Origin of the sequence: Flavobacterium davisii, assembly GCF_042182265.1 — a bacterium.
In the GTDB taxonomy this organism is placed as follows: domain Bacteria; phylum Bacteroidota; class Bacteroidia; order Flavobacteriales; family Flavobacteriaceae; genus Flavobacterium; species Flavobacterium davisii.
This window is the reverse complement of sequence record NZ_CP097869.1, coordinates 2,194,974-2,209,861: the sequence shown is the minus strand read 5'-3', so window position 1 is coordinate 2,209,861 and position 14,888 is coordinate 2,194,974. Positions and strand designations below refer to the sequence as shown.

General features: G+C 30.8%; 11 protein-coding genes. 4 read left to right on the top strand and 7 right to left on the bottom strand.

All coding sequences use genetic code 11. The features are described from left to right. Window positions 1-150: 150 nt before the first annotated feature. From dnaK to NAB20_RS09355, 5 genes are all read right to left on the bottom strand, one after another. Window positions 151-2,040 carry a molecular chaperone DnaK gene (dnaK, locus tag NAB20_RS09375; RefSeq protein WP_105196726.1) on the bottom strand — a complete coding sequence of 630 codons (1,890 nt, stop codon included), beginning with the start codon at window positions 2,038-2,040 and terminating at the stop codon, window positions 151-153. Window positions 2,041-2,531: 491 nt separating this feature from the next. Then, window positions 2,532-3,437, bottom strand: coding sequence for a metalloprotease (locus NAB20_RS09370; protein ID WP_375605036.1), 906 nt, complete (start codon window positions 3,435-3,437; stop codon window positions 2,532-2,534). Between the two features lie 392 nt (window positions 3,438-3,829). Next, window positions 3,830-4,735 carry a metalloprotease gene (locus NAB20_RS09365; RefSeq protein WP_105196728.1) on the bottom strand — a complete coding sequence of 302 codons (906 nt, stop codon included), beginning with the start codon at window positions 4,733-4,735 and terminating at the stop codon, window positions 3,830-3,832. Between the two features lie 168 nt (window positions 4,736-4,903). Then, the gene (locus NAB20_RS09360; RefSeq protein WP_235878145.1) at window positions 4,904-5,791 is read right to left on the bottom strand and encodes an EamA family transporter; all 888 of its coding nucleotides are present in this window, start codon (window positions 5,789-5,791) and stop codon (window positions 4,904-4,906) included. Between the two features lie 76 nt (window positions 5,792-5,867). Then, window positions 5,868-7,523 (bottom strand): MFS transporter, encoded by a 1,656-nt coding sequence (locus tag NAB20_RS09355; protein ID WP_088395085.1) that lies wholly within the window; start codon window positions 7,521-7,523, stop codon window positions 5,868-5,870. A gap of 85 nt (window positions 7,524-7,608) precedes the next feature. Here NAB20_RS09355 and NAB20_RS09350 point away from each other — a divergent pair, with 85 nt between their 5' ends. After that, on the top strand, window positions 7,609-8,529 hold the full coding sequence (locus NAB20_RS09350) for a hypothetical protein (protein ID WP_375605035.1): 921 nt from the start codon (window positions 7,609-7,611) through the stop codon (window positions 8,527-8,529). Window position 8,530: 1 nt separating this feature from the next. Here NAB20_RS09350 and NAB20_RS09345 read toward each other — a convergent pair whose 3' ends face one another. Beyond that, window positions 8,531-9,076, bottom strand: coding sequence for a Smr/MutS family protein (locus NAB20_RS09345; RefSeq protein ID WP_088393979.1), 546 nt, complete (start codon window positions 9,074-9,076; stop codon window positions 8,531-8,533). A 47-nt stretch (window positions 9,077-9,123) separates the two neighbouring features. On the opposite strand from NAB20_RS09345, the gene NAB20_RS09340 reads away from it, so the two are divergent. After that, window positions 9,124-9,435 (top strand): DUF2752 domain-containing protein, encoded by a 312-nt coding sequence (locus NAB20_RS09340; RefSeq protein ID WP_105196731.1) that lies wholly within the window; start codon window positions 9,124-9,126, stop codon window positions 9,433-9,435. Between the two features lie 52 nt (window positions 9,436-9,487). On the opposite strand, the gene rocD is transcribed toward NAB20_RS09340, so the two are convergent. Further along, window positions 9,488-10,732, bottom strand: a complete 1,245-nt coding sequence (gene rocD, locus NAB20_RS09335) for an ornithine--oxo-acid transaminase (protein WP_088393975.1) — start codon at window positions 10,730-10,732, stop codon at window positions 9,488-9,490. Window positions 10,733-11,248: 516 nt separating this feature from the next. Here rocD and NAB20_RS09330 point away from each other — a divergent pair. Together NAB20_RS09330 and NAB20_RS09325 are read left to right on the top strand one after the other, a co-directional pair. Next, complete coding sequence (locus NAB20_RS09330) at window positions 11,249-12,703, top strand: alkaline phosphatase PhoX (protein WP_105196732.1); 1,455 nt, start codon at window positions 11,249-11,251, stop codon at window positions 12,701-12,703. Between the two features lie 389 nt (window positions 12,704-13,092). After that, a complete protein-coding gene (locus NAB20_RS09325) occupies window positions 13,093-14,850 on the top strand; it encodes a cytochrome-c peroxidase (RefSeq protein WP_375605034.1) in 1,758 nt (585 codons plus the stop codon). The last annotated feature ends 38 nt before the right edge of the window (window positions 14,851-14,888 follow it).

Here is a 14,888-nt window from a genome sequence, read left to right as displayed (position 1 = left end):
AAATACGTACTAAAAGAAGTTTTTTTAAAAGGCAAATTTAGCTCCTGAGGATTACTTATACGAAAACTATCCCAATGGGTATCCGATATTTTAGCAATAAGAAAGGCTGTCTATACAGACAGCCTCTTCTTAAAAATAATGAAATTTAAATTATTTTACTTCTTCAAATTCTACATCTTGTGTAGTATCACCATTTGTTTCAGTTTGCGGTTGTTCTTGCGCTCCTGGTTGACTTTCTGCTTGTGCTTTATACATTTCTTCTGAAGCATTTTTCCATGCTTCATTAATTTTTTCTAAAGCCGGAGTAATCGTATCTATCTCTTTCGTTTCGTAAGCTTTTTTCAATTCTTCTAGAGCAGCCGTGATGTTTGATTTATTCCCTTCCGATAATTTATCACCAAATTCAGCTAATTGTTTTTCTGTTTGGAAAATCATACTATCAGCTTCATTTAATTTACCCGCTTTTTCCATAGCTGCTTTATCTGCTTCTGCATTCATTTCAGCTTCTTTACGCATTTTTTCGATTTCTTCTTGTGTTAATCCTGAAGAAGCTTCAATGCGAATATCATGAGATTTACCTGTACCTTTATCAGTAGCCGAAACTTTGATAATACCATTAGCATCAATATCAAAAGTTACTTCAATTTGAGGTACGCCTCTTTGTGCAGGTGGAATACCATCTAAGTGGAAACGACCAATCGTTTTGTTATCATTTGCCATTGGTCTTTCACCTTGTAAAACATGAATTTCTACTGATGGTTGGTTATCTGCTGCTGTTGAGAAAACTTGCGATTTTTTAGTAGGAATAGTTGTATTAGACTCGATTAATTTAGTAAACACACCTCCCATAGTTTCGATACCTAATGATAACGGTGTTACATCTAATAATAATACATCTTTCACATCACCTGTTAATACACCACCTTGAATAGCAGCACCGATAGCTACTACTTCATCTGGATTAACACCTTTTGAAGGTTTTTTACCAAAGAATTTCTCAACTTGTTCTTGGATAACTGGAATACGAGTAGAACCTCCTACTAAGATTACTTCATCAATATCAGAAGTTGATAAACCAGCATCTTTTAAAGCTTTAGCAACTGGCTCCATAGAACGCTTTACTAAAGTATCTGCTAATTGTTCGAATTTAGCTCTTGTTAAAGACTGAACCAAGTGCTTAGGTCCAGTAGCCGTAGCTGTAATGTATGGTAAATTGATTTCTGTTTGAGCTGAAGCCGACAATTCGATTTTAGCTTTTTCAGCAGCTTCTTTTAAACGTTGTAATGCCATTGGATCTTGACGCAAATCAATTCCTTCTGCTGTTTGAAAATCAGAAGCTAACCAATCAATAATTACCTGATCAAAATCATCTCCTCCTAAGTGTGTATCTCCATTTGTAGATAATACTTCAAATACACCGTCACCTAATTCTAAGATAGAAATATCAAAAGTACCTCCACCTAAGTCATATACTGCAATTTTCTTATCTTGAGCTGCTTTATCTAAACCATAAGCTAAAGCTGCAGCTGTAGGTTCGTTAATGATACGCATTACTTCTAAACCTGCAATTTGTCCTGCTTCTTTAGTAGCTTGACGTTGCGCATCGTTAAAATAAGCTGGTACCGTAATAACTGCTTGTGTTACAGCATGACCTAAATAATCTTCCGCTGTTTTCTTCATTTTTTGAAGAGTCATAGCAGATAATTCTTGTGGGGTATATAAACGTCCGTCTATATCAACACGGGGTGTATCATTATCCCCTTTTACCACTTTATAAGCTACTGTTGACGCTTCTTTAGCACTTTCAGTATACTTATTCCCCATGAAACGTTTTACTGAAGCAATTGTTTTTGTAGGATTTGTAACTGCTTGACGTTTTGCAGCATCCCCTACTTTTATTTCTCCTCCTTCAACAAAAGCAATTACTGAGGGAGTCGTTCTTCTACCTTCTGCGTTTGCAATTACAACCGGTTCTCCACCTTCCATTACTGCTACACATGAGTTAGTAGTACCTAAGTCGATTCCAATAATTTTACTCATAATATAATTCTCCTTAATTTTTAATTCATTTTTCTATGTGATTACTTTTAATCACAGTTGTACTTCTTATACATTTTCGAGAATGACAAGGATTATGCCAATACTAAAAACAGCCTTCTTTGTCAGCACACCTCCATCTCTTCATGACAAAATGACAAACAAATAACTTTTTCTTGTTTAATAATTGACAAAAAGTACAAAAATTGTTTGTTTATCGTGTAATAGATAATATTCAGGATAATGAATATCATTACATTTAATCAAATTTATTCTATAGACTTTGTTGTGATGATAAAAAACTATGTTTTTATCGCAGCTGTAGTCTACGCATAGAGAATAAAAAAACAGAGTTATTTATTAAAATCAACGTCATTTTTTATATCTAAATAAATTTGCCATTTGGATTAAAATTTGGTTATTTCATAGGTAAAATAAGATCACAAAAAAGCCAGCTATAAGTTTATAGCTGGCTTACAATATATCTAACTGATTTAATCTAGGTTAAAAAATTCTGCATCAGACATTTTTCCTGATTTAATTCTTTGCAACTCTTTCATTTTACTCATAATTAATCGATGACCTTCATCACTCATTCCTTCTGGTTTAGCCATTCTATAAGAAGCATTTAACACTCCATCATAGTAATAAAAGAATTTAGAATCAAACTGAGTTGCTGTTAACTTAGCATTTATAGGATCTGCTAATAAAAAACCTAAACGAACCGCTGAGCGTCTTTGTTGAGGCTTACCATGATGATCTGAACTTGTGGTCTTATTATCTCCAATTTCATAAGCGAAGTTATACGCCGTAACGATCTCAGAATAAGTTGATTTACCATAACCTCTTCTTAAATAGTAACCTGCCATTCCATCTGCTTCTAACTCACTTGCTCTGGCGGTTGATTCTTTTTCAGAAGGTAAATGAAATGCGTATTGCAATTGATGCCCATATTCGTGAGCAAGAATCATTATATTAACTAAATTTGAAACATCTTTAGATTTGGCATCTCTAAAAATACCTTCTCCATAATAAATTTTTCCTGTATTATAAGATATAGCATTATAGGTAGATTTCCAATCTGTGCCATTTTTGACAAATCTAAAAACTGGAGCGGCTACAGAAATTCCTCTCCAAAAAGTATTAATAGCTATATTTTGATCATTCATTAAAATAACATCTGCTGCTGTTCCTACTCCAGCAGATAAAGTGGTTGATAGAGTAGCCGAAGCAGGCCAATCATCATTAATAAAATCACATTCTTTTACTACCTCTATTGGTTTTTCAATACTTACTGTTTCATCTTTTTTTTTCGCTTCTTCTTTTTCTTTAGAACAGGAAAACAATATTATAGAAACTACACCCAACAACAGAGTGTTTAGTTTGTTGTTGTTTTTCATAAACTTAGTTTGTTTTTAAATATTTTTTTTACAAATTTAAATTTTTAAAATCACAAAAAACAAATATATTTTTAAAAAAAACAAATTAATACCTTATAATTAATTTTTTGTTAAATTAATAAAACAAAATAAGAACTATGATTTCATCATTAAAAAGTAAGTACTTGATCGAATTAGATTTATTTCCACTTTAATATAAAACGATACCAAAAAGAAATTGGTCCGTCCATTAATACACATTAAAAGGCCTCCTCTAAAGAGAGTGTCCTAAAAGTCGAACCCAGTTTCTGAGAATCGTTTATATGAAAACTATCTCCGATAGGTGTCCGAATATTTTAGTAAACAAAAAGGCTGTCCAAAAGGACAGCCTCAATATAAAATTAGTTCAATTATTATAGGTTAAAATATTCTGTATCAGACATTTTTCCTGATTGAATTTTTTGTAACTCACTCATTTTACTCATAACTAATTGGTGACCTTCATCACTCATTCCTTCTGGCTTAGCTAATCTGCTAGTACCTGCTAAAACCCCATCATAGTAATAAAAGAAGTTTGAATCAAACTGAGTTGGCGTTAATTTAGTATTCGTAGGATCTGCTAACAAAAATCCTAAACGAACTGCAGAACGTCTTTGCACAGGCGTACCGTGATGATCGGCACTTGTTATTTGTTTATCTCCAATTGAATAAGCAAACTCATAAGCTGTAGCTATTTCAGAATAAGTAGATTTGCCATATCCTTTTCTTAAATAATAACCTGCCATTCCATCTGCTTCTAATTCACCTGCTCTAGCTGTTGATTCTTTTTTAGAAGGCAAACGGAACGCATATTGTAATTGATGTCCATACTCATGAGCAAGTATCATTACATTAATTAAGTTTGAAGCATCTTTAGATTTGGCATCTCTAAAAATACCTTCTCCATAATAAATTTTTCCATTACCATAAGAAATTGCATTATAGGTAGAATTCCAGTTCGTACCATTATTTACAAATCTAAATATTGGAGCCGCTACTGAAGTCCCTCTCCAAAAAGTTTTAATATTTATATTTTGATTTGTCATAAAAGTAACATCTGCTGATGTTCCTGCACCAGAAGATAAGGTTGTAGATAAATTAGCTGAAGCTGGCCAAGAAGAATCTACATAACTACATTCGCGTTCAATCCCTGCTGGTTGTTCTACAATTGCAGCCTCTTCTTGATTAATTACCCCTTCTTTTTCCTTAGAGCAAGAAAACAATGCTACTGATGTAGCCATACTCAGCAACAGAGTGCTTACTTTGATAGTGTTTTTCATAAATTTGTTTTTTTTTGAATTATTTTAGCAAAATTATAACATTTTCTTAACTAACAAGGGTTTTATATGTTATTTTTTAATAAAAATTCAAACAAAACAATAAAAAAGATTAATATTATTGCTATATTTTACACTATTTAACAAAAAAACCTAATTTTGTGTAAAAAATCAATTCGCCTTTTTCGCAAAATAATTGATGTTAAATAAAATTATAGCAACTACTATTAACAAGTAAGCACTTAATTGAATTACGTTTATTTCTTCTTTAAAATAAAACAATGCTAAAAAGAAATTAATAAGAGGATTAGTATACATTAAGACACCTACTGTTTTAGAATCAATCCCTTTAAGAGCATAAAGATTCAAAAAAAGAGGTATAATTGTAAATAGTACCACTATACAGGTCATTACACCCCAAAATAAAAAGGTTGTAGGGGTTTCTGATTTATAAAAACAATAAAAAGGAGATAATATTATAGATGAAATAAGCAATTGAATTGTTAATACTACAAAACGATCAAAGTAATTGTTCCTTCTTTGAGTTATTAAATACAGAGCGAAAGTAGAAGCAATTATTAATGAATACATTAAATCTTTTATATGACCATAAGACAAAAGACCACAACTAACAACGAACAATCCGACAGCAGTCCATTGTTTTTTATCTAATTTTTCTTTGAGTACAAAATAGGCTAAAACAGTTGTTATAATAGGACAAATTAAATAAGCAAATGAGGCAGATTGTATACTGATATGGTTTACAGAGTACATAAACAAAAACCAATTTAAAACGAGCAAAAATCCACCTATAATCGTTAAAACTACTGTTTTTCTTTGGACAGATTTGCTAAAACTATTGAAAATTTTTAAATCATCTAAGACAATCTGTCTTCTAAATATAAAATTAATCATCAATAGTAAAAAGGTTGCATAAAAAACCCTATAAAATAATATATCTAAAGAAGCATAGTCATTTATTTTTTTTATAGCCAAACTAAAAAATCCCCAAATAAAGAAAGATGAAAAAGCTGCTGTAAAATATTTATTACGATTCATAAAATTAAATTAAAATTAAAAAGGATAAAAGTACTTAATTCCTTTTACCCTTTTAATATTATTATGTCTTTTAGTTTTAATGTCCTTCTTTAATTTCTATTGAATCGACATCCAAGTTTTGACTTTTTAATATTTTTTTTACTAAAATTGCAAATAACGTTAAATATGCAAAACAAATAACCGCTACAATATAGGAGTTATGTATGCCTATTAAATCCGATATTTTACCTTGAATAGGAGGAATTATACCACCACCTAAGATCATCATAATTAAAAAAGCGGAACCTTGTGAAGTATATTTTCCTAATCCTAAGATAGATAAACTAAAAATAGCAGGCCACATAATACTACAAGCTAAACCTCCTGCTAAAAACGCATAAATAGCCACCATTCCTGTTGAACATAAACCTATTATCATGGCAATTAAACCAAATAGTGCAAAAATCATAAGTGTTCTTGCAGGTTTATCTTTAGATAAAAACATGGCTATAATTTGTAATAAAACACATACAATGTAAAAATAAAGAGGTTTCATATCTTTACCTGAAAGCATATTAGCACCTAATACAATTCCAAATGCTAATAAAGGAACGACAATTAAGGCTATTATTTTTTGAATCCCTTTTAGGTTAAATACACTAATAGCACCGGCCCAACGTCCTATCATCAAACTTCCCCAATATATAGATATATAAGGAGCTATATCAGATGATTGTAAGCTACCAAATTCAGGTAATTTTAGCAGCTCGCCTAAGTTGCTTCCTACTGCAACCTCAACCCCAACGTAAACAAAAATAGCTAACATTCCTAATACTAACTGAGGATATTGCATAGCTCCCCATCCTTCTGGATTTTTCTTCGCTGCTATATAGGAATACAAAATCCCTCCTAAAACGACAATCAATGCCCCCATTAGCCAGTTCATTCTGTATTGATTCAAGTCTAATAATTGAACTGAATCCAATCCTTCTACATTTTGATATGATTTAAAAATAAAGGTAAAACAAGCCGCTAAAAGTAATGTCATAACAACAAGTGTCGTTAGGGCTTTATTTGCTTTTTCTATAGATTCATTAGAAATTCCTGATGGGACTTTTTTAGAAAAATAAAATAAGGCTGCTGAACCTACAAAAAGAAAGCCTACACACACATAAAGAAAAATAACTTTATCTAGTTCTAAATGCTTAATCTGATCATCCGAAACGGAGGCTGTCGTTCCAAACAATGCTAAAGCCACTATTATAGGACCAATTGTAGTTCCTAAAGAATTAATACCTCCTCCTAAATTTACTCTACTTGCTCCTGTTTTAGGATCGCCTAATAAGATTGCAAATGGATTAGCCGCTGTTTGTTGTAATGAAAAACCTAATGCTACTATAAACAAGCCTACTAGCATTCCTTCATAAATACTACCTTTTACAGCTAAAATCATTGCTCCCGATCCTAAAGCAGAAAATAATAAACCGTAAATTATACTTTTTTTATGTCCCCAACTTCCTACTATATCTTTTCCTTTCGCATTCCCGAAAGCAAATAATAACAAGGCTCCTAAATAATAGGCTGTATAAAATGCAAAATCTATTAACTGAGATTGAAATTGGTCTAAGGAAAAATAATTTTTACAAAATGGAATAAAAATACTATTTCCAGCAGCAATAAAACCCCAAAAAAAGAAAACAGTTACCAAGGTATATAAAGCTGGATAATTTGTTTTTGTTACTTGTGAATTCATAAATCTTTTTTAGTTAGCGATCCAAATATAACAATATCTTTGATTAAAAATTTAAAATTGTATTTTTGTTTAAAATTTAATGAATATGAAAAAAATTTGGGTTTTACTAATTTCACTACTACTACTTACAGCTTGTGATGATGGAAATATAATAGAAGAAACATTTAACTTTAGCTCTATTTCTGTTCAAAAATGTAACAACACCAATACATTATACAAAATTAATGATAAAGAAACGCTTATTTTTACAACTCCAGAAACAAGTTTTCCTAATGAAGAAGGGATTAAAACTTACCTCATTGGAACAGGCAATAACTTAATTTATAAAAAGTTTTTTTCAACGATTAATAGTAATGAAATCTGTTCTGTTGGTAATAATCCCGTTGCTGAGCAATGGACTGTATCTGGCGGTACTATTGAAATAACTACTAACAAAATAATTTCTACTAACGATCCTTCAAAGATTGTGGGGTATAATCATAAGATTTTGTTTAAGAATATAACTTTTAATAGTCCTAATAAGCAATTAGTTTTTGACAGATATGAGTTTGGTAACTATACTACGGATTTAATTGATTTAAAATTTGATTATAAAAATGCTGTCATGCAAAATTGTTCTGGCAATAATCTCTTTTTTAAATACAACAACAGTAATGCTTTATTATTAGATATAGACCCTAGTTTATACAAACATCAAATTATTGGTACAAAAACAGCTTTATTAAATAACAGTAATAAGATTAGCTATAGGGTTTATAGTGGTGGCTTAAACGCTAGTTTTTTCTGTCAATCTATTCCGCCTACAAGTCCTGCTTTGGTAGAAGAATGGATTGCACAGGAAGGCATAACAGATGTAAGTGGTATTATTGTGGTAGAAACTTCTCAACAAACCACTTCAACTTATCGTCATGTAATCAAGCTTAGAAAAGTGATTTTTAAAAACGGTATTAAAACCTATAGTCCTAATCCTAATGGGGATTATGAGTTTGGTGAAATTATAAACTAATTTACAAAAAGTTTTTTTGGTTAATATACACTTCTGTAGCACCAAAACCATACTTTTGAAAACTGGCTTCTTGAAAGCTGATATAACTGTATCTACTTAGTAGAAAATCTAATTCAGCTTTCAGGATTCCTTCTCCGACACCGTGAATAAGTACTACTTTTTGTATTCTGTTTTTTATTGCAAAATCTAATTGTCTTTGAGCGGTTTCCACTTGTATATTTAAAATATCATAATTATTCATACCTTTAGTTGTTTGTACTAATTTTTCTATGTGCAAATCTACCTCTAAAACAGTTTCATCTTTTTTAGACTTCCTTTCTTTTATAAAGTTTTTGGGTTTTGAAATTTCTTTTTCTTTTTTTATAGCGTAAAAATTTGCTTTTGAAAAATCCAATCCTGTTTGATCTATTAAAATTAGTTCGTTGTTTTTAAAAGGCAACTCAAATCCTTCTTCTGTTTCTATCCAAACTTGATCCCCCGTTACTTTTATTACTACTCCATTAATATTATCATCTAAAACCGATACACTATCTCCTATAAAAAACATAAATCTTATTTTTTTGCAAAAATAGAAACTAATTTTTTAATTTTACAATGAACTCTATTTTTACAGTGGTACAAAAGATAATCCTAAACGATTTTATGATTCCTTGCTTATTCAAAATACTTTTTAAAGTAGATTGTTTAGGTTGTGGAGCTCAAAGGGCTCTCATTTTATTATTAAAAGGAGAGGTACAACATGCTTTTTTAATGTATCCCCCTTTATTCAGTATTATTCCTTATTTAATATTAATTATCGGTCGTTATTTTAAATTTTTTATCTTTTCTTCCAAAATCATACTATCATTAGGTTATCTCAACTTCATTATCATGGTTATTTCTTACTACAGCAAACATTTTACATAAAAACACCCCCAAAAGTTCACTATTTGGGGGCACTATAGATAAGTTTTATTCGTTATTTTTCAAACTCTTTTAGCGTTTTTATAATAATTGCAACACAATCTCTTAATTGTTCTTCATTCATTACTAAAGGAGGAGCAAAACGAATAATATTTCCATGAGTAGGTTTAGCTAACAATCCGTTTTCTGCTAATTTCATACATATATTCCAAGCAGTATCGCTATCCTCTGTATCATTAATTACAACGGCATTTAATAATCCTTTTCCACGAACTAAGCTAGCTATGGGAGACGTTTCGATAAATTTAGCTAATTCTGAACGAAAGATTTGTCCTAATCGTTCTGCATTTTCGGCTAACTTTTCATCTTTAACTACTTCTAAAGCTTCAATAGCAACAGCTGCTGCTACTGGATTTCCTCCAAAAGTAGAACCGTGTTGCCCTGGTTTAATTACATTCATGATAGCATCATTTGCTAATACTGCTGATACAGGATAAGCACCTCCTGACAAAGCTTTTCCTAAAATCAAAATATCAGGCTGTACATTTTCATGGTGTACGGCTAATAGTTTCCCTGTACGAGCAATACCTGTTTGCACCTCATCTGCAATAAACAACACATTGTGTTTTTCACATAATTCTTTTGCTTTAGCTAAATATCCTTCGCTTGGCACATATACACCAGCTTCTCCTTGAATGGGTTCTACTAAAAATCCCGCTACATTGGACGATGAAGTAATTGCTTTTTCAAGAGCTTCTAAATCATCATACGCAATTTTAATAAATCCAACTGTGTAAGGACCAAAATTTTTACGAGCATTTTCATCATTTGAAAATGAAATGATCGTGGTCGTTCTTCCATGAAAATTGTTTTCACAAACTATAATTTGTGCCTCATTTTCATTGATTCCTTTTTTTTCATAGGCCCATTTTCGACACAATTTTAAAGCGGTTTCAACCGCCTCAGCCCCCGTATTCATTGGCAATACTTTATCAAAACCAAAATAATTGGTTACGTATTGCTCATAAACACCTAATTTATCATTGTAAAAAGCTCTAGACGTTAGGGTTAACGTTTGGGCTTGCTGTACCATAGCACCTACAATACGTGGATGACAATGTCCTTGATTAACTGCCGAATATGCCGACAAGAAATCATAATATTTTTTCCCTTCTAAATCCCAAACATACACTCCCTCTCCTTTACTTAATACTACTGGTAATGGATGATAGTTGTGTGCTCCATGTTTGTCCTCTAATCCAATGGCTTCAGCTGAAGTTAATTTTTCTAAAACTGACATAATTATTATTATTGATTAAAAAATCGCAATTCCTTCTTTATGGCGAGAAATCAACCCAATACTATACAAATGTAAAAATATAACTCCCAAAAACAAAAAAGATAATCAAGGGTGTCATTTTAGCTTGTCATCATCATAAAAAACGATTCAAAAAACCACATTTAAAAAAACTGAATATTAATAAATTTAAACAAATCTTCTTCTTTTATTTTTACATTATGGCTCGTTTTCTTTCTATTTGTTTAAAATCAGATTCTCTATTAAACTTAATTGTCAAACAAAATTTCTTAATAAATTCAAGTACTCACCGAAAATTTTAGAAGAAACATGATATTTATAATTCGACTCTTATCTTGAATAGGAGTTACAACACTATAACGTTAAATCATATTCTTAAAATATACTATTAGATCATGATGTTAACTTTAACTTTAATGAATGATAACCTTTTTTAAAAAAAGACTAAACATTTATCTAACATTGTCATTTTAAGTTTGCTTCGAAAAAACAAATTATATGAAAATTAAAAAAACCTCTTTATTTACCATCATCATCATTGCAAGCTTAGTTGCGTGTAATAAACAAGATGAAAGCAATGAAACAACAAGTGCTGTTAATCCTTATGAATTACGAAATCATTCTGTAACTCCTCCTCTGATTAAAGCTATGCCTGAATTTTCCTCATTGCAAACTTATTCATTATTTTCTAGTGAAGATAAATTAGTACAAACTCCTGATTATGTTTTTGGAGGTTCTGCTGATGGATCTGGATTAATACGAAATACAGATGATACATTTACATTTTTAGTAAATAATGAAGATAATTTTGCGGTATCTAAAATTACTTTTGACAAAACTTTTAAACCAGTTGCTGGGCAATATATACTAAATTCTAACGGAGCGGGCACAAGATTATGCTCAGCTACTTTAGCTACTCCAGAAATACATGGTTTTGGCCCTTTGTTTCTAACTTGTGGCGAAAGCAATAGTGAATCTCTAATTCACGGTTTAACCCCTTTTGATTCAAAAGCAAACAATAGCACTCCAAGACCATTAACCGCTCTAGGTAGATGGAGTGCTGAAAATGCTGTTCCTCTTTCTAAAAACGCATATAACGGACAAACTGTAATAATAATTGGCGATGATGATAATGGAACATACGGAGGACAATTAATATTGTATAAATCGACTATTGGTGATTTAAACAATGGAAAAGTGTATGTCTTAAAACGTACTAATAATGATCCTGTTGAAAAAAACATGACAGAAAACAACTCTTATGATGTTGAATTTGTAGAAATAACCGATATAAAAACCAATACTGGATTACAAAACAATCAGGCTGCACAAGCTTTAAACGCTCTTACTTTTGGTCGAGTTGAAGATATTGATTGGAATAAAACAACTGGTAAAGAAAGAGAAATTTATTTTAATGTTACAGGTCAAAACAACACAGGTGTAAACGCTAATAACTCACGTAATAAATACGGCCGTTTATACAAGTTAGAATTAAACGCTAATAATCCTTTACAAGGAAAACTAACCTTAGAATTGGATGGGGATAACCGAAATGGTAAAGCTAAAACTTTTCAAAATATAGACAATATTTGTGTCACCAAAAATTATGTGTATTTACAAGAAGATCCTAACGGATATGGAGATGAAGTACATGACTCTTATCTTTATCAATATAATATTCTAACAAAAGAGTTAAAAGTTGTTTTTGAATTAGATCATAAAAGAAATGAACCTGGCGACAAATATTTAAGTGCAGCCTCTCCTAAAGGTTCTTGGGAATATGGCAGTTTAACTGATGTTTCTGAAACATTAGGAGTTGAAAACACTTTTATGCTATGTATACAAGCACATTCTTGGGAAAAGGAAGCCTTTAAAGGAGTCGATGGTGGCAACATACGTCCAAACGAAAAACAAGGAAGTCAAGTTATCTTAATAAAAGGCTTACCTCGTTAAACTTTTTAATCAAATAAATAAACTTAAACCCAAATTCTGTATTAGGCTTCATTGTAAAACAAAAGATCTCAATAGGTTCAACTAGTCACCTAAAATTTTAGAAGAAAAAATAAAGAAACTATTTTGATGATTAAAATGGGAGTATGTCCTTCCTATTATTAAAAATAAGGTGGTTAAATTGGCATTGTCAATTCACCTCCTTCGAGTCTAATGCGGAATTTGGGTCTAAAAAGTATCCAAAAAAACCAATATCTTGTTATACATTTTTTAAAACAAAAAAAGAAAATCATATCCTCTTAATGACAAACCTTTTCCTTCCTAAATATTGCAAACCAAAAATTCATGCTTTGTTTTTGGACCAACTCTTTCTAATTTTTTAAAGTATATAAATGAAAAAAATTTTTATTTTAGTCCTTCTCTTATTTTTAATTTCTTGTAAAAAAAACAGTTATAATCATATTAACTATTTAAAAAACACCCAATTATTAATCCTTAACAACTATAACAAACTAATAAAGGAAGCTAACAAACTTGCTCATCTAACAAAACATAATGCAACTCAGGATGAACTAAAAAAACAATTTATAATAACACGATTAGCCTTTAAAACTTGTGAAGAATTTATTGCCTTTTATTTCCCCAGTACTTTTACAAAAATTAATGGCGCACCTATAAACGAAAATGATTTAAATGACAGCAACAGAAAAATAGAAGACGCTACTGGATTTCAGGTTGTAGAGGAAACTCTTTTTGACAAAAAATTAAATAGACAAGAAGCTATTCAAAATACTGCTACGCTTCAATCCTATATACAAACCCTAGAATTACAAATCCAAACCATTCAGCTTACAGATCGTTCTATTTTTGAAATTCAAAAACTACAACTTATTAGAATCATCAGTTTAGGTATTTCGGGTTTTGATTCTGCCATTGCCTTACAATCCTTAGCCGAAACAAAAAGTGCATTAAAAGGTATTCAATCTTATATAAATTGTTTTTCTTTTGAAGAAAAGCTAAATAAAAAAATAGCTCAAAGCATACAATTTATAAATCAAAATCAAGATTTCAATTCTTTTAATCGGGCTGTCTTTATTGTAAAATATATAAAACCAATTTTTGAAGAAATAAATCATATTCAACAAAAATTAAACATTAAAAACAATTCATTTATTAGCGCAATCGATTTCTCTAAAAACTCACCATTTGAAAAGGGAGCTTTTAATGTAAACTATTTCGCACCATTCTATAATCGAAATCCTTCTAAAGCGCAAATTGCATTAGGCAAAGAATTATTTTATGACAAAATTTTAAGTGGCAATCAAGCAGTATCTTGTGCTAGTTGCCATATTCCTGAAATAGGCTATGCTGATCATAAAACTACGGCAGTTAATCATATCGCAAATTCTCGAAATACCCCCACCTTACTCAATTCAGCATTACAAAACAACTTATTTGTAGATGGTAGAGTAGTATATTTAGAAGATCAAGCGAAGGCAGTAATTAATAACAAAAACGAAATGCACGGAAGCTTTAAAACAGCTTTGGCAAAAATTAATTCAAATCCTATATATATTCAAAAGTTCAAAAAAGTTTTTTTAAATGAAAAAGTCGTACGTGAACAACATGTATTAAAATCATTAGCCAGTTTTATTAGAACACTTGCTCCATTAAATTCAAGATTTGATAATTATTTACAAGGAACCGCTTCACTAACCTCAAACGAAACAAAAGGATTTAACTTATTTATGGGCAAAGGAAAATGTGCCACTTGTCATTTTTTCCCTTTGTTTAACGGAAGCGTACCGCCTTTGTATCAAAAAATGGAAAGTGAGGTATTAGGTGTTCCTACAAAACCAAACGTTCCTTCATTAGATCCTGATTTAGGCGAGTATTTAATTACCCAAGCTCCCCTAAAAAAATATGCTTTTAAAACGCCTACTCTTCGAAATGCTGCTATAACTTTTCCTTACATGCACAACGGCCACTTTAAAACCCTAGAAGAAGTCCTCATTTTTTATAACAAAGGGGGTGGAAAAGGACTAGGAATACATCTTAAAAATCAAACATTACCCGAGGACAACTTAAATCTTTCTAAACAAGATATAAAAGATTTAATTAGTTTTATTAAAACATTAAATGATATTTAGGATGGTAGTAGAAGATCGAAGCTAAAAATTAGAAATTG

Bases quoted from the DNA above. Each gene is read 5' to 3' on its own strand.
- rocD (WP_088393975.1), bottom strand. From the start codon at position 10,732: ATGTCAGTTTTAGAAAAATTAACTTCAGCTGAAGCCATTGGATTAGAG.
- NAB20_RS09340 (WP_105196731.1), top strand. From the start codon at position 9,124: ATGAACTCTATTTTTACAGTGGTACAAAAGATAATCCTAAACGATTTT.
- NAB20_RS09330 (WP_105196732.1), top strand. From the start codon at position 11,249: ATGAAAATTAAAAAAACCTCTTTATTTACCATCATCATCATTGCAAGC.
- NAB20_RS09355 (WP_088395085.1), bottom strand. From the start codon at position 7,523: ATGAATTCACAAGTAACAAAAACAAATTATCCAGCTTTATATACCTTG.
- NAB20_RS09370 (WP_375605036.1), bottom strand. From the start codon at position 3,437: ATGAAAAACAACAACAAACTAAACACTCTGTTGTTGGGTGTAGTTTCT.
- NAB20_RS09365 (WP_105196728.1), bottom strand. From the start codon at position 4,735: ATGAAAAACACTATCAAAGTAAGCACTCTGTTGCTGAGTATGGCTACA.
- NAB20_RS09360 (WP_235878145.1), bottom strand. From the start codon at position 5,791: ATGAATCGTAATAAATATTTTACAGCAGCTTTTTCATCTTTCTTTATT.
- NAB20_RS09350 (WP_375605035.1), top strand. From the start codon at position 7,609: ATGAAAAAAATTTGGGTTTTACTAATTTCACTACTACTACTTACAGCT.
- NAB20_RS09325 (WP_375605034.1), top strand. From the start codon at position 13,093: ATGAAAAAAATTTTTATTTTAGTCCTTCTCTTATTTTTAATTTCTTGT.
- dnaK (WP_105196726.1), bottom strand. From the start codon at position 2,040: ATGAGTAAAATTATTGGAATCGACTTAGGTACTACTAACTCATGTGTA.
- NAB20_RS09345 (WP_088393979.1), bottom strand. From the start codon at position 9,076: ATGTTTTTTATAGGAGATAGTGTATCGGTTTTAGATGATAATATTAAT.